The 21,873-nt window shown below is 44.5% G+C and carries 18 protein-coding genes; 4 read left to right on the top strand and 14 right to left on the bottom strand.

Annotated features, from left to right (window positions below):
- Positions 1-49 precede the first annotated feature (49 nt).
- From FHS68_RS02965 to FHS68_RS02980, 4 genes are all read right to left on the bottom strand, one after another.
- Positions 50-1,021 (bottom strand): hypothetical protein, encoded by a 972-nt coding sequence (locus tag FHS68_RS02965; protein ID WP_167267087.1) that lies wholly within the window; start codon positions 1,019-1,021, stop codon positions 50-52.
- A gap of 19 nt (positions 1,022-1,040) precedes the next feature.
- On the bottom strand, positions 1,041-1,784 hold the full coding sequence (locus tag FHS68_RS02970) for a DUF5131 family protein (RefSeq protein ID WP_167267088.1): 744 nt from the start codon (positions 1,782-1,784) through the stop codon (positions 1,041-1,043).
- Entirely contained in the window at positions 1,784-2,899 is a 1,116-nt protein-coding gene (tcmP, locus tag FHS68_RS02975) for a three-Cys-motif partner protein TcmP (protein WP_167267090.1), read from the bottom strand. Before tcmP ends, FHS68_RS02970 begins: the two co-directional genes overlap by 1 nt.
- Positions 2,900-3,070: 171 nt before the next feature.
- Positions 3,071-3,505 carry a helix-turn-helix domain-containing protein gene (locus FHS68_RS02980; RefSeq protein ID WP_167267091.1) on the bottom strand — a complete coding sequence of 145 codons (435 nt, stop codon included), beginning with the start codon at positions 3,503-3,505 and terminating at the stop codon, positions 3,071-3,073.
- A gap of 191 nt (positions 3,506-3,696) precedes the next feature.
- On the opposite strand from FHS68_RS02980, the gene FHS68_RS02985 reads away from it, so the two are divergent.
- The 3 genes from FHS68_RS02985 to FHS68_RS02995 all read left to right on the top strand — a co-directional run bounded on the left by FHS68_RS02985 (position 3,697) and on the right by FHS68_RS02995 (position 7,187).
- Positions 3,697-3,951 carry a hypothetical protein gene (locus FHS68_RS02985; protein WP_167267093.1) on the top strand — a complete coding sequence of 85 codons (255 nt, stop codon included), beginning with the start codon at positions 3,697-3,699 and terminating at the stop codon, positions 3,949-3,951.
- A gap of 195 nt (positions 3,952-4,146) precedes the next feature.
- The gene (locus tag FHS68_RS02990) at positions 4,147-6,498 is read left to right on the top strand and encodes a S8 family serine peptidase (RefSeq protein ID WP_167267094.1); all 2,352 of its coding nucleotides are present in this window, start codon (positions 4,147-4,149) and stop codon (positions 6,496-6,498) included.
- 14 nt (positions 6,499-6,512) lie between these two features.
- Positions 6,513-7,187 (top strand): hypothetical protein, encoded by a 675-nt coding sequence (locus FHS68_RS02995; RefSeq protein ID WP_167267096.1) that lies wholly within the window; start codon positions 6,513-6,515, stop codon positions 7,185-7,187.
- Positions 7,188-7,353: 166 nt separating this feature from the next.
- On the opposite strand, the gene FHS68_RS03000 is transcribed toward FHS68_RS02995, so the two are convergent.
- The 10 genes from FHS68_RS03000 to FHS68_RS03045 form a co-directional block, all read right to left on the bottom strand.
- Positions 7,354-8,736, bottom strand: coding sequence for a putative oxidoreductase C-terminal domain-containing protein (locus FHS68_RS03000; protein ID WP_167267098.1), 1,383 nt, complete (start codon positions 8,734-8,736; stop codon positions 7,354-7,356).
- 45 nt (positions 8,737-8,781) lie between these two features.
- Positions 8,782-9,558, bottom strand: coding sequence for a glucosamine-6-phosphate deaminase (locus FHS68_RS03005; RefSeq protein ID WP_167267099.1), 777 nt, complete (start codon positions 9,556-9,558; stop codon positions 8,782-8,784).
- Positions 9,548-10,759, bottom strand: coding sequence for an N-acetylglucosamine-6-phosphate deacetylase (gene nagA, locus FHS68_RS03010; protein ID WP_167267101.1), 1,212 nt, complete (start codon positions 10,757-10,759; stop codon positions 9,548-9,550). Before nagA ends, FHS68_RS03005 begins: the two co-directional genes overlap by 11 nt.
- A gap of 120 nt (positions 10,760-10,879) precedes the next feature.
- Positions 10,880-12,205: a sugar MFS transporter gene (locus tag FHS68_RS03015; RefSeq protein WP_167267103.1), complete on the bottom strand. Its 1,326-nt coding sequence runs from the start codon at positions 12,203-12,205 to the stop codon at positions 10,880-10,882.
- Between the two features lie 372 nt (positions 12,206-12,577).
- A complete protein-coding gene (locus FHS68_RS03020; RefSeq protein WP_374757490.1) occupies positions 12,578-13,963 on the bottom strand; it encodes a Gfo/Idh/MocA family protein in 1,386 nt (461 codons plus the stop codon).
- Positions 13,964-13,981: 18 nt separating this feature from the next.
- A complete protein-coding gene (locus tag FHS68_RS03025) occupies positions 13,982-15,301 on the bottom strand; it encodes a ligand-binding sensor domain-containing protein (RefSeq protein WP_167267105.1) in 1,320 nt (439 codons plus the stop codon).
- Between the two features lie 10 nt (positions 15,302-15,311).
- The gene (locus FHS68_RS03030; RefSeq protein ID WP_167267106.1) at positions 15,312-16,682 is read right to left on the bottom strand and encodes a neutral/alkaline non-lysosomal ceramidase N-terminal domain-containing protein; all 1,371 of its coding nucleotides are present in this window, start codon (positions 16,680-16,682) and stop codon (positions 15,312-15,314) included.
- Positions 16,679-18,067 carry a DegT/DnrJ/EryC1/StrS family aminotransferase gene (locus FHS68_RS03035; RefSeq protein ID WP_167267108.1) on the bottom strand — a complete coding sequence of 463 codons (1,389 nt, stop codon included), beginning with the start codon at positions 18,065-18,067 and terminating at the stop codon, positions 16,679-16,681. The genes FHS68_RS03030 and FHS68_RS03035 overlap by 4 nt, the downstream gene beginning before the upstream one ends.
- A 30-nt stretch (positions 18,068-18,097) precedes the next feature.
- Positions 18,098-19,102 carry a Gfo/Idh/MocA family protein gene (locus FHS68_RS03040; RefSeq protein ID WP_167267109.1) on the bottom strand — a complete coding sequence of 335 codons (1,005 nt, stop codon included), beginning with the start codon at positions 19,100-19,102 and terminating at the stop codon, positions 18,098-18,100.
- Between the two features lie 97 nt (positions 19,103-19,199).
- Complete coding sequence (locus FHS68_RS03045) at positions 19,200-20,258, bottom strand: LacI family DNA-binding transcriptional regulator (RefSeq protein WP_167267110.1); 1,059 nt, start codon at positions 20,256-20,258, stop codon at positions 19,200-19,202.
- Positions 20,259-20,404: 146 nt separating this feature from the next.
- Here FHS68_RS03045 and FHS68_RS03050 point away from each other — a divergent pair, with 146 nt between their 5' ends.
- Positions 20,405-21,871 (top strand): sulfatase family protein, encoded by a 1,467-nt coding sequence (locus FHS68_RS03050; protein ID WP_229211753.1) that lies wholly within the window; start codon positions 20,405-20,407, stop codon positions 21,869-21,871.
- The last annotated feature ends 2 nt before the right edge of the window (positions 21,872-21,873 follow it).

Raw genomic sequence — 21,873 nt, forward strand, 5'->3', positions numbered from 1 at the left:
CGTGAAGCTTGCGAATTAGATTGACAATTAGGCTGGTCTTCCATTGCACCTAAGAGATATCCCATAAATGCTGTGAGATCCGTTTATGCATTATATGTGTTCCCAGTTTAACCCAACGATGGCCTGAAAAGAATTCTAGGTAATAGAGGATATCATTTACAAGGGTTGCATAATTATGCATCTTCTCGCCAATTCTTGCTGCGTTTTTTGTCGAATTGTCAAATACGCCCGAATGGATCGCCTTATTTCGTTCAGAAATGAGATTTTTTGCACTGGCAATTGTTTCTTTTGAAAAGTCCAATCTTGGTTCAAGCTGCTGAACAAGCTCGCTTATAAGTTTAATCACAGGTGGAGATTGAATGTTTTCTAAAATCCATTCAGTATCTGGACTTCTACTTTTAATAAACTGTTTGACTCCGATCTCTAACGCAGTGGCTACCATTATGAGAGCCGCTCGTGGAGTAGATGACATTGTAACCTTTGCCTCGTTTAAAATTTCAAAAGGCAGTGGTTCGGAAATATTTCTGTTCGCTAATTGCGCTAATAAGGATAAATTGAAAATTCTTGAATCTTGCAGTGTAGCACCAGAAATCCACATATCAAACAAGTGGTACCAGTTGAATTTATCAAAAGACCAATTTTTGGAAGTTCTTCCGGAGGCTAGATTAACGTTAAGAACCCACCGCATCAGATTAAAATACGTCTGTGGTTTGTCCCATTCACTTATGTGATTATCAATAAAACCTTTTATTATATCATTTGGAGGTATGCGAAGAGGAAAGCCTTTTTTATGAGATTCAGAAATTGCCACAAACGCATCGTATGTCTTCACATTTATTTCGTACTCAAATATTGAATTGATTTCAAATTTGAATTTTTCATCAGCCACAAGGTAATGAAAGGATGTCGTAATCTTCGGGAGATTGTGCTCCTTTTCTTCACCTACACTAAAAAATTCTCTTACTGCCTGATTATGATCATCATAAACCAGAGTAGATTTTACGTAGATTTTTAATCCCATGTATCTTCAACTTTGTACATTATGGATAAGCCTTAGAGAAAGCCGGTTCCTCATTCCACTCTTTTCCTAACAATAATCTACCGTTAGCCTTCTTATTCCGCTTCAGGCCATCCTCGCCCCAGGTACCCCACTGTTTGAAAAAGAATGAAACTTCTTGGTCATCACATTGTCTTTGAATTTCAGCAGCCCACTGCGACTTCATCGGCCTGGCGCGACTACCGCTTTCACCGCCGACAATAACCCAGTGAATGTCAGTAAGATTGAGTTCTCCCATATTTTCCAACAGAGGCTCAATAGACAGAAATCGAATTTTCGCATCAATGCTTCTTAATGCATCAATACGATTTTTCTTTTTCGCAATTTCAACTGTTACCCCAAGCCAAACATTGTCAGGAACTGATCTGTTAGCAAAATAGCTGACAAGAATATCCTCTCGCTTGGTAAGTATTTGATATGTATGTTGTGGAGTATCTCGAATAGTAGCGAAAACCTCATCCAGATAACTGAAAGGCATCTTTTCGTGAAAAAGATCGCTCATTGAGTTGACAAAAAACTTTGTTGGACGCTTAATTTTTTTCGGCGCATCAAGGCGGTTGGGTAAGATCTTGAAATCAAATCCGTCTTCATATCCTGGTGCTCCCATCAACATCAACCTTCTGGCCATCGTTTCAGCATAGCAAAATTTACAGCCAGCTGAAACTTTATCACAGCCCACCGAAGGGTTCCACGTTGCTTCTGTCCACTCTATCTTGCTGTATTTCATTACTTTGGTAGGTTAAAATCTACAAGTTGCCTTTCTCTGTAGACTTTGTCATATGTAATATATGGTGAAGTAGCTGTGAAATTTATCTCGCCTTTTTGCTTCATCTCTTTCAAAGTCTCAGCCGCGTGTCTGCCAATGTGGCCTTCCTCGTATGCAAAGTTTAGTGCGTCGAAATTACTCCTAATCTCGCCAGATAGAATTCTTTTTTTCAGGTTTTCTTTGAACTGTTCAATCTTCGTCAATTTTTTCGTTCCGAATAAATCTAGTTGTGCTTTGCGAAAGTCTTGATCCATATCGAAGTTGGCCTGACCGTTGATTTCATTTCTTTTCCATGCAATTCCCAGAAATTTTTCAACTGCAAGTGGATGGCTAGCACCGAAGACAATGCCGAAAATATTGGTTCCTTTTTTTATTGAAAATGGATACAATTTCAGCTTTGTCTTCCCTGGAAGTTTTTGCTTTAATTGTGTAATTAGATTCCTGTGGACCAAGCTAAATGATCCCTTTTTCAGGGAGTCGACGTCGAGTGTGACATGCTTTTTGAATTCATCTGTATTACCAAGCCACAGGAAGTATGAGGATGAGACAAAATAAAGAAAATCAGTTTGGACCATTTTTTCGAATTCAAGCAAATACTTATCCGAAAGGAATTTAATGCCATTTTGGTCAATGTAAACTAATGAAGGATGCTGCTTTATTTCAGAAAGTAGTTTTGGGAAGAGTGTTTCAAAATCTTTATTAGTAAAGATCAGATCAATTGAGCCCTTAACATCTTGATTAATAGCGAGATATTCGTTGCAAGCGTCTTGCAGTAATTGATATTTATTTTGCTTTGTTCGATTGGGCTCGTATTCATTGAGGTACAACCGAATGCGAACACTTTTTTCAATAATATAGCCAATATGATCCTTAATTTTTCTCAAAAGCCTAATTGGGCTACCAGGTATCCCATTTAAATCGTAACCCGTACCCGCAAAGAAGTCGAAAATGCAGATTATTGGAGCCTCCTGCATAACAAATGTCGGAATCCAGGCTTGGACATAATCCTCGAAAATTTCGAGTTTTGTAATTGTGCTTTCGTCGAATGGATCTTCGTGTAGATCTTTTGATGGCATATGTAAGAGGATATAAGGTTTGACTATCAAATCTCTTATCAAAGCCTTTTTACTGTCAACGTAATCCCGGTATAGCGAAGTAGTTATTGATCGGCATGGTTGATTTAATTATCGGCAAAAAACTGATAAATGAAGCATCTCCTCGACGGTCACGCTATGATCATTACTAAGCTATTTACTCCCAATCAACTTTTCCATCCTCCCCATCATCTCATCCTTCTCCTTCAACATCCGCTCATAAAGCTCCATTTTTTCATTATGCAACTTCCTTATTTCTTCAATTGGGTTGACATTAAAAGTTGGTGCATTTCCAGTATTGACAAATGCACTATCCTTAAAGTCGTGAAATGTATTTGAAATAATATTCACAGCTTTTTCCTCATCAAAATTCCGAATTGCCTCAACTGGGATTTTAAGAATCGCCGAAACTTGTTCCAATATGTCGGAATCGATCTTTTCTCTTTGTTCGAGTAGAGAAACCTTTTGCTGGTTCCATTCGTCGCCGAGCTCGAAGGCGAGCGCGTCTTGCTTAATTCCGAGTAATTCGCGGAAGCGTTTCAGGTTGCGGCCCTCGTGGATCTTAGGGTTGGAGGTAGTGGGTGTCATGCGGAAAGCTATTTTTTGAAAAGGCAATTTATATAAATCCTTCGGTAAGTTTTCGGGTAATTTACAAGCATTTCGGCGTAATGTACCAGCCGAATGTGTTGGGTACGATTTGCAGGAAGCCGTGCTTTGCCGAAACCAAATACGAGGCCTTAAAGCAAGGTTTTCATCAACATTTTTAAAATCAGCCACACATGCAAACAGAACCAAACCCCCAGGAGTCCGCAGACCCGAAATTGATCGCTTATGGTAAGGAAGTAAGCTCGCTGTTGAGCAGTAGTAATCCCAAAAGCTGGACTGCCGAACTCTGGACAATGTTCGGCGGCTACGTCCTCGCATTGAAAGAGTTAGGCTACACGCCGGGCCTGAGTAACACGTTTTGGTCGTGGAAGGAGCTGGTTGATTTTTTTGAGAAGGTTGAGGAGATTAGGAAGGGGGAGGGAGGGTGAGGGGCGGGGCGGTTACTTCGGGCGTTCACTCCGTTGGCTGAAGCCAACGGTTAGTGACTTTTTGGGCTGTTTGTAAATGCTACAAACCGTTCGCTCGATGAAGTCCTGCCGATAGAAAAATTTCAATTTTTAATTCAAAAAATACAATTAGATAGCAGCAGGTATTTTTAATCTCATTTAAAACTATTTGCCGCTATGATGAAGAAATTACTGTTATTACTAACTCTTACCATCCAAATTTCAGCCGCTCAGGATGCATATTATTTAACAAAAGGCGTGCGGTATCCTATTTGGTACAGCAAAACAAAGATCCTTGTAAAGTTCGTGGACATTTCCGGTAGTAGCGATCTCAGGCCGGAGGATGTATCAGCGAAGGCCAAGCGCATTGAGCCAATTCACAGCATTCCTGATATGGCGTATGTGCTTTTTGATTCCCTGACATCGCAAACGGAGATTGATTCGGCGATTTCCGCTCTTCGGAAGAATGAAAACGTTAAGTCTACTCACCCAGTGCTGGTCAACGAGTCGGGCGAGGAAGTTGCCGGGCTGACCGACGTTATTATTGCCCGACCGAAAAGAAATGCTTTGATTCAAAATATTCTGAACGTATTCAGAACATACAATTTAGACATTGATGCGGATGACACTGATTCTGAAAAGAACTACTATTTGAGAGGTAAACTCGTCACTAGTAATCCATTTGAGGCCTGTGAGAAACTGGAAGCTACCGGACTCTTTGAATTCATTCAGCCAAATTATCTCCGATTTTTGGAACTAGCTGGAAATCCGAATGACCCACTTTTTGCCAGTAACTGGGGCCTTGCCAAAATGAAATTGCCGGAAGCCTGGGACATCACGGCAGGTTGCCCTAATATCAAAATAGCGATTATCGATGACGGCGTACAACTTAATCATCCTGACTTGCAACCCAACTTGCTTCCAGGATTTGATGCAACTCCATACGGTACAAACGGAGGAACTGTCGCAGGCGAGGAGCAGCATGGAACCAATTGTGCTGGTTTTGCAGCTGCAAAAGGAAACAATGGAATAGGAATCGCGGGAGTAGCATATAACAGCAAAATCATTCCAATCAGGGCATTTGGGACAAAACCGGATGGCAGCTTGCGAACCGAAACGCTGGATTCGTACATAGCTTCCGCCATCAATCATGCTATTAATGTAAAGAATGCAGACATCTTAAGCATGTCGTGGGGAATCATTCCAAGTGTGGTACCTGTCAATCAAAGTCCGGTTATTGAAGCTGCCCTCAACAATGCGACTATGAATGGAAGAGGAGGCAAAGGGGCGGTTTTGGTGACCAGCTCCGGTAATAAAGGCCTCAACTATCTCGCTCCATTGCCAGGGAATGTCAAGGACATATTTGTGGTGGGAGCATCGAAATCAAACGATATGCGCTGGGAAGGTTCCAATGGTCCGACGCACCGCATAGATGTGGCGGCGCCCGGCGCTTATGTAACTACCAAGGATGGTAGCCAATACAACAATCAGCCAGCTGAAAGTGCCACTTCGTGGGCGGCACCCTCGGTAGCAGGAATCGCAGCGTTGATCCTTTCGGTTAACCCCAGCCTGACTCAAATGCAGGTTCGAAGGATCATCGCTGAGACGTGTGATAAAGTTGGCGGTTATAACTACTTGGTTGGTAATGGTTCAACATTTTCTGACCTGTCGCATAACAATGATCTTGGTTATGGAAGGGTCAATGCATTGCGTGCAGTAGAAAAAGCAGCGGGCGCACCTATCGCAGGTCCGGACCTGATTTGCAGTAACGGAGGTTACACACTTACGCAATTTCCGGCGGGTTCATCCGCAATGTGGTCCGCATCTGCGGGGTTGACAACGGCAGGAAACCTGGCTACCCGGCAAGGCGGATACAAGGGTGTGGCAACTATTTTTGCAACGCTAACTATTCCGAATGCCTGTGCTCCAGTAACTATCAAGCGTTCGATTTGGGTAGGTAACCCGAATATCACCAAGACCGTCAATGGTGTAATTACCAGTACCATTTCGGTAAATGCAGGTGGATTGTATAGTCTGGCCGCTAGTTCGTCGAGTCCGTCGACAAACTTTAATTACAATAACTATGCGGGATCGGGCGATATGGCAATTGACATTTATAATCCAAATAGCGCAAGCACACAAATGTACGTATTGGCAAATTCTACAAATGGACTTCGTAAAGTCAAATTGACGGCAGCCAACAGTTGTGGAAATTACGCTGAGGACTTTGTATTTTATCTTTCCTCGGGGCTAAAAGTTTATCCAAATCCGGCAAAAGATTTGGTAACCCTTGAATTTGGAAGAGCGGAAATTGAAGAAACGCTTCCCGTTCAAATTCAACTGTTTAAAGAGAATTCGACAAATCCTGAAAGAGTAATTTTGGTGAAAGACGCGCTTGTGAAGCAGAAATCAGAGAGCAAGATAAACATAGGGGTAGGCGATTTGCCCCGAGGAACATATTATGTGCATTTGCTTTTTGGTGGTGATAAAAATGAGCGTATTGAGAAAGTGAGAATCGTCTTAAATTAAATTAGGTAAGAGATATGAAAACATTAGCTATACTATCAGCAATTATCACAATCAGCCTTTCACAGGCTCAGGCCCAGCAAAATAATTCCTGGGAGTTTGGCATTCAAGCCGAATATGGTAACGATTGGTATCACAGAGCGTATTATGAATGGGAGTCGCTTCCCAATGGCTACATTCAGGATTTTCCATCTTACCATTCGCGCGGCGTCGGTATTTTCGCCGAGCGAATACTTAACTCGCAATTTTCGCTGCTTGGACAGCTAAATTATACTCAAAAGAAAATGCCTGTTGATATGTTTGGCGAGCGAAGCGCGACTGGCGCCCGTTGGGTTACGAAGGAAGTTCATCACCGTGGATCTGCGGACATTGGATTGCGTTGGTATGTAAATCCCAAATCTCAGCTCAGGTTTTTTGTCGACGGAAAGCTGGCTGCAAACATATTAATTGCGGCGGTTCAGCGAGTGGAAGGTTTCGGGAATGTTGCCACATGGAATGCATTTGGATATGATCGTATAGCTCCGACGGTATCAGGTTCGGCGGGAATCAAATGGAAGCGTTTGGCAATATCGGTCGAATATCGACATGATCTCGCACCAGTAAAAAGAAATATTAGCAGGACAGGTATTACAAGTCAGGCTTTGGAGGGCAAGGTTGCCTTTACTCTGTTTAGGTCGGGCACAGCAGATTGATGTAAAGCAACGTTGGTATTCACTTTTCATGAAATTCAGTCATAAGTATCTATTTTTCACAGATAATATTCATATTTCACAAAAAAAGCGAGCAGTCCATAATGCGCTGCTCGCTTTTTAAATCAATTTCCGTCGGTTTCAACCGACGGGCAACGGGGCCGGGCGGCTATTTCCCCTTCGCCTGCTTCAGCGCCATCGTCGTAATCCAATATTTCGTAATCATGTTCGGCACTTCCCACTCGGGCAGTTTGCCCGCCTTCAAATATTCCATATACTTATTAGCAACCTGCGCAAAGTGCGACTCATGCCCGGTATCGTATTTTGCTGGAATGGTGATTTCCCAGCCTGCTGCAATCTTTTTCAGCTCGACGCCTGGGTACTTATCCTGTACAGATTTGAATGCACCGGCAACGCCATCTTCGTAGGCTTTCGACTTGTCCGTGTTTTCGATAAAAAGAACAGGCTTGTACTTTTGCTCTTTGCCCTGGCGGACGATCAGGTTGGCTTTGGAGCCTTTCATGATCGAATAATGCGTATCACCGGTCCCTTCCGGTGCTTGGAAATTCCAGAGCACAGATACTTTCGCGTGCACGCCTTTCAGCGAATAATTAATCTCGCCGTTTGAATAAACACTCAATGTGGAATCCTTCACATCCTTGCTCAGGAAGTCGGGATACTTATCGCTTTTTGTTACCAGCTTGAATTGCGATGGCGTAAGCTTGGTAGCAGTGCGTTTGGTTGATAGTAACTTCACATCCTTTTGATAATCCACAACCGTATTTGGAAAACAGCTCCACTGCACCAGGTCCACAAGGTGCGTGGTCACGTCCACTATTCCCTCACCCGACTGATTTACATCAAAAAACCATGTAGGCCGTACCAAGGCTTCACCCGAAATATATTTAAAGTAATGGTGAACGCTTTCCTTGGCAACAGCAGGGTTTTCCGGTGTCCCCTTTTGTAGTTCTCCAAAAATAGCGGGAAGAGAGGCCAGTTCACGCTGCAATGCATTGGTGATCTCATAACGCTCAGTCATGATATCATACAAAAGCACCTTATTTTTGTCGGCACTTGCGAATGCTTCCTTCAATTTCTCAAAACCCGCCACATTGATCGCCATCGGCTTGTCGGCAAGCACATTCAAACCAGCATCGACAGATTTTTTAATGTAATCGGTTTTCTTCTGATTGTTTCCTGCCAGGACTACTACGTTACCCTTCTTTTCGGCCAGCATTTTATCGAGAAAATCAGGTCCTGTATAAACTTCCTCTTTCCAATGCGTAGGGTTTTCAGGTGCGCCGTTGTATTTCTGAACTTTATCGAGGTAGGCTTTTACATCCGGCCCCTCGGACGCATAAACGTGAACAACCGAATCCACATCGTCGTACATGGATTTCTGTACCAATGCCGCATGGAAATGGCCTGGCTCCACTACGATCAGGCTCAAAGGCTTTTTCGTCCCTTCTTTTGCTTCTGCTTTCTTGGTACTACATCCCTGATTTATTGCCATTGCGCTCAATAAAGCGATTGTCAAGAGTTCTTTTCTCATTTGAATGGATTGAGGTAATGATTGCAAGATAATCTCAAAATGAAACTATGCCTGACTGTACGACGATATTTCTTTCAACTTCCCTGAACTGTCTTTGTCGATAAATAAAACGGCATTCGGATGATTGCGGAGGATCGTGGAAGGGAATGCTTCCTGGATATCTTCGGAAACGGTATGGTAAATCGCATCCGCTTTTTTCTCGCCCGGAACGATGCAAAAAGCGTATTTGGCTTTTAGCAAGGTCGGTATCGTGAGAGTCAATGCAGTTTCCGGTACTTCGTCGAATGTGTCGAAACAAGCATCATTTACCTGTTGCTGGCGGCATGCTTGATCAAGCTCTACTTGTTTTACAATCAAAGGATCATCAAAAAATGCGACATGCGGATCATTGAATGCGAGGTGACCGTTTTCGCCGATTCCGAGACAAACAATATCAATTGGGTTATCTAGTAAAAGCTGAGCATAACGATCACATTCATTTTCAAGATCAGGCGCATTGCCGTCGAGATAGGAAACGGAATGGACTGGAACATGATCGAACAAACGGACTTTCAGGAAATAGCCGAAGTTTTGTGGTGCATCGTCTGCAATGCCTACGTATTCGTCCATGTGAAAAGCATTAATCTTTTCCCACTTAATTCCTTTTTCCTCTTTTAATGAAGCCAAAAACTCGTTCTGAGAAGGCGCAGAGGCGAAAATGATATTGACGAAATCTTTGGTGTCTTGCAATTCACGGATTTTATCGGCTACTGCTCTTGCGGCCGCTTCGCCCATTTCTTTTCGTGTGTCGAATATTTTTATATCCAATTGATCAACTTTCATAGTTTGTGGCAGTAAAATTCTTGTTATGCTTTTCGTAGATAATTTTCCCTTTTACAATGGTCATTTGTATGTTGATATCTTCGTCAAAAATGATAATATCTGCATCTTTGCCCGCTACCAATGTTCCTTTTTTATGATCCACGCCCATAATCCGGGCTGGTGTAGCCGTCATCATTCTGACCGAATCCAATAAAGACACATCGGCCATTTTCACCATATTCCTTACCAATCGATCGGTCGTCGAAACGCTTCCGGCAAATGAAGTGCGGTCAGGTAACTTGGCGACTCCGTCTTCAACGATCACTTTTAAGCCGTTTTTGAGCGAACCCAAAGTGCTTTCTCCCTCCGGCATCCCAGCTGCGCGCATAGCGTCGGTGATCAATGCGATGCGATCCGGGCCTTTTATTTTATAGATTAATTTTAAAAGCGGCGCGGGCAAATGCACGCCATCTGCAATGATCTCCACATCCATATCCAGCAAAAAAGCGCTTTCAATGGTACCTGCATATCTGAATGCATTTTTCCGCGTCACGCCCGACATGGCGGAGTAAAGATGCGTCGCGAGTGTGTAGCCATTTTCGTATGCTTCCAAAACCTCTTCATAAATCGCATCAGTATGCGCTACTGCCGCCAGAATGCCTTTTTGCTTCAATCTTTTACCAAAATCAATAGCTCCTGGCAGTTCAGGTGCAGCGCTCCATCGGGTAATCGACGAGGAATAGGCAAGTACCTCCTCATATTCGGCAGGATCAGGATTGCGGATATAACGCGGATCCTGCGCACCCGGCTGACTTAATGCGAAATAAGGTCCTTCCAAATGCATCCCGAGGAATTGCGCTCCAAACAAATTATTAGCATTGGCTTTTTCATAATTGTCCAAGGTGATCAACAAATCCTCTTTTTCGCTGGTCAAAGTGGTGGGTACCAATGCGGTAGTTCCGTATTGGGCGTGTGTTTCGGCGATTTTTAGAAAAGCCTCAACAGTCCCATCCATAAAGTCATGACCGCCGCCGCCGTGGATATGCAGATCAATAAAGCCTGGGGCGACGTATTTTCCGCCGGCGTCGATTATGTCGGCGTCTGGTACTTCAATATCTCCCTGGTGAATCCCCGCAATCTTACCATCCTCGATCACCAGCGTGCCGTTTTTGATGTAACGGTATGGGGTAATTAGTGTGCCGTTTTTGATTTTTAATTTCATTAATGTATAAGTTATTTGACTTACTTTTTGTCACCCTGAGCGGAGTCGAAGGGCGCTACTCACGAGCAGTAACGTGCTTCGACTTCGCTCAGCATGACAAATTTTATACTCCAATACTCCTTATCTGAATCCCCACCTCCGCAACTGATGCCCCCTAACTGCATAAAAAACCAAATACAGGTAGCAAGGCAACAACACCCAATACGCCTGACGCGCATCCAACTTATCAGCAAAGTAGCCGTAGAAAAGCGGCATAATCGCATTTCCGCACAGTCCCATGATCATGATGGAAGCACCAAGCTTGGTAAATCGACCCAGATCATCCAAAGCCAGCGGCCAGATTCCTGCCCAGACCAGTGAGTTAGCCAATCCGAGCAATACTACAAACCAGATCGAAATATCTGCGCTATGTCCCAGGAAGTTAATCTGCCCTTGGGCGAAAATGATCAGCAATGTAAAAGCTGTCCCAAGCAAGGTACATATCCGCAATGCATTCACCTGACTGATGAATTTTGGAATAACCGTAATTCCAATCAGATAGCCACAAATGGTGCAGAAAAGGGTATAAGAAGGAAAAACCTTGGCTTCGAGCAAATCAATGCCCATAGAATTGGCATAACCAATAATGGTATCGATCGCAATCACTTGGGTTCCGACGTGCAAGAAGATAGCAAGTGCTCCCAATATCAAATGCGGGAATTGAAATATACTGTTCTTTCCAGCATTCACTGTTGCCAAATCCTGGCTTTCGTGCTCGGTATCAATTTCAGGAAGAGGTGATTTGAAAACCAGGTAACCTAACACAAATAAAAACGTCCCAAGGCAAATATATGGAACGATCACCCTTTGTATCAGCTCGTCCAATGCCGCGCTTCTTTGAAGGTCATTCATCGCACTCAGCTGCTTAAATAGATCGGTATCAGTAGGTTTTAAGATCACCGCTGCAAACACAATCGGCGATAAAATTCCGGCCGCCTTATTACAAATCCCCATCATGCTGATCCTCTGCGCCGCCCGTTCCTTGGCTCCCAAAATAGTAATGTACGGATTGGCTGCTGTCTGAAGAATCGATAACCCAATGCCAATCGTAAACAATCCCAAAAGGAAAATCTCATAAGTCCGAGACATAGCCGCCGGCACAAAAATGAATGCCCCTAGCGACATCGCCCAGAAACCCAGCATCATTCCTTTTTTAAAACCCAGCTTTCTCAACAAAAACGAAGCCGGCACCGACATCACAAAATAGGCAATGTAAAAAGCGAAAGCCACCAGATAAGCCTGGAAGCTGGTCAGCTCACAGGCAATTTTGAAATAGGGGATCAAGATAGAATTCACCCAGGAGATAAAGCCGAAGATGAAAAACATCGCCCCGATCAGGAAGATCGAGATGGTTGTTTCCCGCTTGGTTAAGTCTTCGACTTTAATTGCTATGGTTTCGGCTTTCATGTTTTTATTTTGCTTTGTCTGAGCTTGCCGTATCGTATCTGTTTGTGGCTGCTTGCTGAGCTACTTGTCATATGCCCACGCTGAGGCCTTTGGGTTGAGGGTTTTGCTTTTTGCTACTGCCTCTCCTGGGGTTGAAACCCCGGGTTAAGATATCGGTCACCGCTCTGCGGTTTGCTCTTGCATTGCACTGCCTAACCGCTGAGCGGTTTTTTATCCTTTGTTGTTCCTGGGATCGAAATCCCAGGTTAAGACATCCGTCACCGCTCTGCGGTTTGATCCTTGTATGCACTACTCAACCGCAGAGCGGTGCAAAATCTAATTGCCCCGGGTTTCAACCCGGGGATCCAGGGATCACAGAAAGAAAGAATAAGGTCAAATAGTCGGCTCCCAGCCTTTTTCATATTCCCTCTTCCAAAGCTTCTCTGCAGCTTTATTCCCTTTAATATGCCCGTTTGTCGAATCAATATTCAAAGTTTCCCCTGAGCGGATCGCAATGTTACCCAGCTGCGCCAGCAGTGTACTCTGATGCCCGCCGACAATTTCAGAAGCGAGCGGAGCTCCTTTTTTGATGGCGTCGAAAAAGTTTTGGATGTGCAATGCGTCCAGACCCTGTGATGGGTTCATCTTGTTTCTTGGGTCGATCACAAAATCATTTTTTACTTCCTTAATCACTTTATTATCAAGCCCGTAAATCGTGTAAGCATTACCTTCCCAGATTTGTAGTGAGCCATTTTCACCATAGAAAATCACTCCCACACTGCTGCCTTCATTGGTACGCCCATTGCAGCTGCGTCCTTCCCATGACATAGCCGTGTTGTTGGCAAATTCCAGATTAATTACCTGTGTATCTGGTGCTTCCCAATCGTCTTTGTAACGGTAGCGCCCGCCCGATGAAGTTACCCGGGTAGGATAGTCGACCTGTAAACCCCAGCGCATGAGGTCCAGCATGTGGGTTCCGTTGTTCAATGCTTCGCCGGTTCCCCAATGCCAGAACCAATGCCAGTTGTAATGGATCACATTGTCTTTATAAGCCTTGCGGGGTGCAGGGCCCTGCCATAAATCATAGTTCAGCCAGGAAGGGGCAGCCGTTTCTTTGCCTATTCCAATGGACGCACGGTTGTTGGTATACCAGCCTTTTACAAAATACGGCCTGCCGATCGCGCCATTATGTACCTCCTTAATCCCGGCAGCCACATTCGGCCAGGAACGGCGCTGGTTGCCCATTTGGATCACATTCTTATATTTTTTTGCAACCGATACCAGAAGCTCCCCCTCATGTGGGTTGTGGCTGCAGGGTTTTTCCAGGTAAACATGTTTTCCAGCCTTGGAAGCAAGAATTGCGGCTGGCGCATGCCAATGGTCGGGAGCTGCCACGACCAGCGCATCCAAATCTTTGTTTTCCAATGCTTTACGAAAGTCGGGGACGTTCGCAGGTTTGGACTTCGTAATGTCATTTACCGTCTCGATCGCTTTATCGGCCGCGCGGGTGTCCACATCAGAAATAGAAATTACCTCGCAATTGGGCTGTAAGGCATAGTTGGAAGAAAGCGCCAGTCCACGGCTATTCACACCCATTACACCTACCCGTACCTTTTCATTTGCTCCCAAAATTTTGCCATAGCTTTTTGGACTAAAACCTGGCAAAACACCACCAAAAGTAATCACAGCGCTTCCAGCCAATGTTTTTTTGATAAAATCTCTGCGGTTATCCGATTGATTACAATCCATATCTTTTTTTGTCTGATTGATATTTTGCATGGAATAAGCGTTTAATGTTCATTTGAATGGATTAGGGATTTTGATTAGGCCCTGAATAATTTTTTCATCGTGCTCGAGCCGGCCAAGAGTGTAAACGCTGCCATCCGCACCGACCGCGATCGAATTCACATAAGTAGGTCGGGCGCCATTTTCGTAAAATATGGGGCCGTGATCCATGTATGTCTGGCTTGGAAGGTTATAGGTGATCAAATGAAGGTTTTCCAACCCTTTCGCCGCACCTTTCGCAATTTGCGTTTCTCCTTTTACCCGTTTACCATCTTGATACACAGGCCCGCCGGTAAGATAATAGATTGTTTCCTGATCAGGCCCAAGCTGAAAACCAAGGTAACCATAGCTAAACTGGTCAAACATCCCGCTTCTTTTGGACGGCCCGGACGTAATGCGTTCGACTATCTCAATCCTCTCCGACTTTGGATCAAAACGGAAGAGATATCCTGAGTTACCGTGTACGCCGTACGCAACATTCTCGGTCGGGTGCCAGAAGATTTTCCGCCAATTGTACGACATGCTTCCAGGCCGGGTAGGGTCGTATTTCCCAAAATAGTCCAGCCGCAAATCCACGTTTTCCAGCTTGCGGATCGCAATGGTTTCCGGATCATAACAAAAAATATCACCCTCAGCCACTGAGAAATAAACCTTTCCATTTCTAGCATCCACAAAGAGCGATCGGCAAAGAGAGCGAAAATCCTGCCCGGGCGCTCCCGCTTCGCCGCCATGGGAGATCGGGCCGAGAATCCTTAACGCCTTCTGATCAACATCATAATGCACAAAATTGCCATGGGGCCACGTAATGCCATACAATTGTCCCCGATCACGGTCCATAGTCATTGAAACTACTCCCTCGCCATTCTGGATTTTGGCCAGATCTTCAAATTGCCCTGTTTTTAAATCATAAGAAAGGAAATGTCCGCCCGGATATAGCCCATATCCCTCTGGAGGCGTTTCCGGCAGCCGTTCCATTCCGTCAATTGACTGATAGTAGCCGACATGTGTGGAGAAATACAGCTTTCCATCTCGTTCGTAAAACCGGACGTGGCTTTTGCCTTGCGGAATTGTTTTCGAATCCTTCTCTCCGCAAATTTCAGTAAGGTCACCCAAAAACCGGATCGAATCGTTTTCAGGATCATACACATACATTTGACCTCCAACTTCGTGATTGTCGGAAGACAGAACGTAATATATTTTGCCGTCACTCGCAGCTGAAATCGCATTGTAAGTATCATGTGCTTTTTCAAAACCCGAGTAATAAAGGTTGGCAGTTAAGGTTTCCTTATCCGTCAAAGACTCAAATGCCACAAAATAGTCGGTACGATTCACGATCGGAACATTAGTTTTTGATTACCCGCGATTCGGGTTTGACTACGCCAGCCTGCTTTGCCAGCTGCACCATTCCATTCAAAATTTCAATTTCCACATCCGAGGCCCAGGTTGCAGGAAGTCCGTAAACAATCGCTGCGACTTCGCCCTCATAACCACCTTCCCGCAGAATGGTTGTACTCGGAATGTACGTCATCACATCATTGGTATAACCCATCACAAACGTGTCCTGGCCAAATATTTTTTTGAGATTAATCGCATAATCCACCACCAATTCCCCACCCATGGTCATGATAGCCTGCTCTCCCAGTTTCCAAACCTGTATGGGAAAAGGGTAAGAGGTCTGAAATTTTTCGCCCTTATCAATTTTCTCTATCATTCTGTTGGCCCATTTTTGTTGGTAACTCGTTGTTTTCGAGGCCAATGCAGAGAATTGTTCTTTGGTAGGCGCGGTTGTGAGTGATAGTTCAAGTTCGGTGTAAGCCGTTGAAAGTTTCGCATCCAGCGGTTTCATATCTTCACTCAAAACCCTCTCTACCGCGGCTGCCAATGTTTTTCCATATTGAATCGCAAGCGGAACGGTATGTCTCGGCAATGGATTTTGGTCAGCTCCGGCTCCCTGGAAAAACAGTGCACTTGCTCCGGGATATAGTTTTTCAAGCTCAATTTGCGCGAAACCCGGATAGTCGCCCGACCATTTATATTGATCCAAAACCGTGGGGTGGCATGCATATCCGAATGCAATGGCAATTATTTTCCCTTTCGAGTCCGACACTTTTAACACTGGTACCGCAGCATCTCCCGGTCCTGCAATTTCTGTCAATGTTTCCAAAGTGGCCGCATTGTTATTTCTGCGGTTAACCTGAAATCGGGTTACGCCATTTTGCGATTGCAAAGTGGCGGGTTGCAACGCCTGAACCGCATAGCCAACGAGCTTAATGATCTGATTGGAAAGCAATTCAGCATATTGATCAATTTTTCTCTGTTCAGCTTCATTCAATGGATAAATGTCCGAAAGTGCGGTCCCAAGCACAGGTCCCGAATGAGTATGTGAGCTATTGAGGATAATCTGAGCTTTGGATAACTTGTATTTAGCATTCAGCTTGGTCCTGATATCATCGGACAGGACTTTCGGGAATCCGAGAAGATCTGTTGTAATCATAACAGCTTGTTTTCCGTCCGCATCTTCCAATACCAATGCCTTTGCCCACAAATCATGAAGCTTACCCTCGGATGCATGCGTCCGGGAAGCAAAACCTGCCATCCACATTTCCTGCTGTGGTGTGATGGCAACTCGCGCTACTCCGGCTTTCCACCCATTTTGCGCAGAAACCGGCAGGAAACCGACCATTAAGAAGGTTAGGGCAATGAGTATCCTCATTTTTTGCTCAAAGTTTTAATTTTGTCCGCATTCTGATGGATTTTCTCAATGGCCGAGGCAATGGCTTTCATATCTGATTGTGTGCCCAGCAAAATATTTTGCGTAAACCAGACTGCCTCTTCACAGAGCTGGTCGTTTTGGGGACATTTGTTCCGCTCGTTGTACGTATTGATGTTGAGCATTTCTGCCGGATACATTTTCTTATAATTTTTGGATTGAAATGTATCCTTGAGATAGGGTTGGGTATTCAAAGTTGTGTACCCGCTGGAACAAGGAACGCCTTCGGCCTGTAAAGCCTTTAAAAAATTGATTCTTAGTAAACCCTTAAAACCTTCTTTATGATAACGAAATGGAAAAAGATGAAAAGCGCCGCGGGTCACTTTATCGTATAGTTTGTAGGGTATAATGCCCGGAATGTCTTTGATCAAGGATTTCAAATAGGCGGCATTCTCATTTCGGGTGGTCGTTTGGGCATCCAGCCTTTTCATTTGGGCAAGTCCGATTGCGGCCTGATATTCTGTAAATCGTAGTTTGGTGCCCTGCATCATACTGCCGGTTCCTATTGCCGCAACACCGGCACCGAAAGGATTACCGAAATTGGAATAGGAAAAACACTTATCCATAAATTGGTCATTGTTACTCACAATGGCACCGCCTTCGCCAATCGGCAGGTTTTTGGAATTTTGAAAACTAAAACAACCCGCGTCGCCAATCGTACCCACTTTATGTTTATCATATTCTGCCAAATGCGCCTGGCAGGCGTCTTCTATTACCAGCAGCTTGTGTTTTTTAGCAATAGCCATAATCGGGTCCATATCCGCAGGTAATCCCAGGATATGGACGGGCAAAATAGCTTTGGTGCGTGAAGTGATCTTCGCCTCAATTTTGGCGGGATCGATCTGGAAAGTCTCCGGGTCAACATCTACAAAAACGGGCATCGCGCCATTGGATAGGATTGCAGAAACTGTTGCTATGAAGGTATATGGTGGAACCAGAACTTCGTCACCAGCCTTGATATCGAATTGGTTCAATGCAATTACCAACGAATTGGTACCGTTTACGACGGCCAGACATCGCTTTGCACCCAATGCTGCTGCCCATTCTTTTTCAAACTCAGTAACCACTGCCGCCCGCGACCATACGCCGCTGCGGAGTACCTCCAAAACCTGTTTTTCATCCGTCTCAGGGTTCCAGATAGGCCAGATTGGCCATTTATCGACACTCCAAGCCGATGCCCCTCCCAAAATCGCCGGTTTTTGTGCCGAAAGGCTGCCTATCTCAAATGGTTTATTAATGCTGCCCGCAGTTAGGACAATGCCCAAACTTGCAAGCGTGTTACGCTTTACAAAAGTGCGCCGAGAGAGCTTTTCTTTAAATGGTTTCATGGGATTTAAGATAAGTCATGATTTCAAACCTTAATTCTTTCGAGCTTTCGCAAGCACACTTTCAAGCGTTACGCTTTTTCCACCCTGTCGCTTGCTCTCATCCGCAGCTTCCATGAACGCAAATATTTCAATGGTTTCCTCGGGCGTTACGGGAACCTCTCCGGTTTTGAAATACTTAACAATATCCGTTAAAAGTGGCTCATAACCTCCATATGGTCCAAGCACTTTGTTGCCATCTTCGGTGAAAACCGTTCCGCCATAATCGTGCTTTCCTGTTCGCGTGCCCCGGAATGTGCCTGTTCGGCCATCGCCCCATATCCCTACTACAATATCCGTATCGGGCGAACTGACGCGGGTGACGCTTTTGCAGCCGGTCCCCATAACAGTATAGAGCGTTTCCACGCCGTGTATGCCATACCAAAAGAAATCAGGATGTGTTTTTTCAAGAACGGCAGGACTATATGTGTCCGCACCGAGGACTTTTTTCTTGTCAATGCTTTCTATCCCTTTAATATAGCGAAGGGAAGAAGCAGAAAATATGGGAATGTTATATTTTTTAGATGCTGCATAAATAGCAATTGTATCGGATAAAGAAGCCGCAACGGGTTTATCGATGAACATTCTCTTGCCTGCTTTGAAAACTTCCAAAGCCTGTTCCAGATGTAATCGTCCGTCATTGGTTTCCAAAAGTACCACGTCGACGTTGGCTAAGAGTTCTTTGATCGAGCCAGCAATCTCGACACCCAGCTTTTTTATTTCTTCAATGTATCCTGGAATTCGTTTCGTGCTGGATTCAATGTCCTTGCTGCCGTATGGGTAAGCAGCGGTAATGCGGTAACCGTCAAAAACAGGATCAGGCTGGGCGGCATTCAGGGCTTTTGCAAATGCGATGCTGTGAGATGTATCCAGACCAATAATGCCGACCCGTTTTCCATCGGCAGGTTTCGCGGTTGTTGGCAGATAATGGAGAAAACCCAATCCTGCGCCCGCCGCAATGGATTTGATAAGAAACCTTCTTCTGTCGCGAGAATGCATAATTTTTAAAAAAAGTGTTTAGGAATAATCTCTGGTTCGGGTACGTACCCGTAAATATAATAATTAATTTAAATTTACATAAATAATAGAATGTGTGCTAATTCATGTAAAAGGCTTGATTCTCTTTGGTAATGATATCAATCGGCATAAACTGCACCTTTTCAATGCGTGTGCCTAAAACCAATGTTTCATATAACGACATCAGTCCGCGATATCCTTGCTCCTCAGGCTTATGACAGATCAGAAAGTCGATCAATCCGTTTTCCAGGTAATTGATATTTTCTTTTAGGAAGTCGTAACCGATCAGCGATATATCGTCGCGCTTACTTTTTTCAAGAAACTTGGCAACAGCAAACACCCTGGAATTGGTTACGAAAATGGCTTGAATGCCTTCGTGATCGTTTAAGACTTTGGTCAGCTCCCGAGAAACCGATAAGTTGTCGGTGTCCTGAATGTCGACCCGGATAATGTCGCCAGGTAGCTTGTGATCTTTAAAATAGGAGCGAAAACCCTCTTCGATCTGAACGTAATTGTAATTGTCGGTTGCTCTCGAAATGTTGATAACGAGCACCTTATGTCTTTCTTTCAAACGATAGGTAAGCAGCTTGGCACCTACATATCCGCTTTGATAGAGGTGCGGACCAATGTAACAGAGATTGTGCTGGTCAGGCAGATCGGAGTCGATGAATGTGAAAGGTATTTTTCTGGAATAACAGGCTTCGGTAAATTGTTTGGCTTCTTCCACAAATGAAGGAGCAAGTAATACGCCATGGAAATTCCCTTCCAAAATGAGATCTGCCTTTGCATTGAATGAGTTGCGGTCGTTCAGATCAAAGAAAAACGGTATAGCCTGAACGCCATATTTCTTTATCTCGGTTTCTGCTCGGGAAATCCCTTTCAATGGTGATTCCCAAAAATCGGTTTCCTCAGAAACTTTGGGAATTAAAACTGCAAGCGATATGATTTTTCGGGAGGCAAGCCGACTAGCAAGAATATTGGGCTGATAATCAAGCTCCTTTATAATGTCATTGATTTTCTTTTTCGTTTTCTCCGATACACCCGAACGATTGTGGATTACCCTGTCTACGGTTGCAATTGACACATTGGCCCGCCGGGCAATTTCTTTCACACCATAAAAAGTGGTCTCGTTTGACATTTTTGAAGGCTAATAAAAGGAACTGTGAATGATGAAAGTAAATAGCCTTTTTTAAAATAGCAATGAAAACAAGCATTATCAGCTAGATTCACGGATTATGCTGCATGATTAGTCGGCATAATGGATTTATCAATAAATTTCCGAAAATGATCTTTCATAAAATGTCTCTTAAAATGCTCCGTTTGGTTTCTGCCGCCGTTTTATGTCTTGGCTTTTATCTGCTAACTGCATTCCAGTCTGAAAAACCACCAGCAAAAACTCCCAACATTGTCCTTTTTTTTATTGATGACCTGGGATATGGTGATTTGTCGGTCAATGGGGCGCTGGGGTACACCACGCCCAATCTGGATAAAATGGCGTTTGAAGGAACCCGGTTTACAAACTTCATGGCAGCTCAGGCCGTTTGCAGCGCTTCGCGGGCAGCATTACTAACCGGCTGTTATCCAAACCGGCTCGGAATATCGGGGGCATTCGGGCCTTCGTCGCCGATCGGTTTAAATCCGGAAGAGGAAACGATCGCTGAATTGGTAAAGGCGCAGGGATATGCGACGGGTATTTTTGGGAAATGGCACCTGGGAAGTCAAGAACAGTTTCTGCCCTTGCAGCAAGGCTTTGATGAATACTATGGGGTGCCGTATTCACATGATATGTGGCCGCTACATCCCTGGCAGGAAACCTCAAAATATCCTCCGCTGCATTGGATTGATGGAAATAAGCAGGGTAAGGAGATCAAAACGCTGGATGATGCCAGTGAACTTACGCCGGTGATTACAGAACATGCAATTTCATTTATCAGAAAAAATAAGAGTAAGCCATTCTTCTTGTATGTGCCTCATCCATTGCCGCACGTGCCGCTTGCAGCATCTGCAAAGTTTAAAGGCAAAAGTGGCCGTGGTATTTTTGGGGATGTTATGATGGAGCTGGACTGGTCTGTTGGCGAGATTATGAAGGAGCTGAAAACCCAGGGTCTGGACAAGAACACGCTGGTCATTTTTACCAGCGACAACGGCCCCTGGCTGAATTACGGCGACCACGCGGGATCGGCGGGAGGATTTCGGGAAGGTAAAGGAACTTCATTTGAAGGCGGGCAACGGGAGCCTTGTATTATGCGCTGGCCAGGCGTTGTGCCGGCAGGCAGGGTTTCCAATAAGTTGCTGTCAACCATTGACATTCTACCTACCATCGCCAAGCTAACCGGTGCAAAGTTGCCAAAAGCGAAGATTGATGGTATTGAATTTGTGAATCTTTTGAAAGGTGATGACAGTACGACACCCCGAGAAAGTTTTCTCTACTATTACCGACAAAACAACCTTGAAGCAGTCCGGAAAAACGATTGGAAATTAATCTTTGAACATCCCGGCCGGACTTACGAAGGTTCCTTACCCGGCAAGAATGGGCAACCTGGTCTAATCCCCGAAGATCACCTCTTTCCAAAAGCGCTTTACCATCTGACGCGTGATCCGGGTGAACGCAATAATGTATTAGAGCAAAATCCCGAAATCATCACCGAACTCGAAAAAATCGCCGAAGCCGCCAGGGAAGATTTGGGCGATGATTTACAGCAAAAGAAAGGAAAGAATGTAAGGGTTGCAGGACGCGTTGAGAAGAAATAATT

This window comes from Dyadobacter arcticus (assembly GCF_011762185.1).
Classification (GTDB): domain Bacteria; phylum Bacteroidota; class Bacteroidia; order Cytophagales; family Spirosomataceae; genus Dyadobacter; species Dyadobacter arcticus.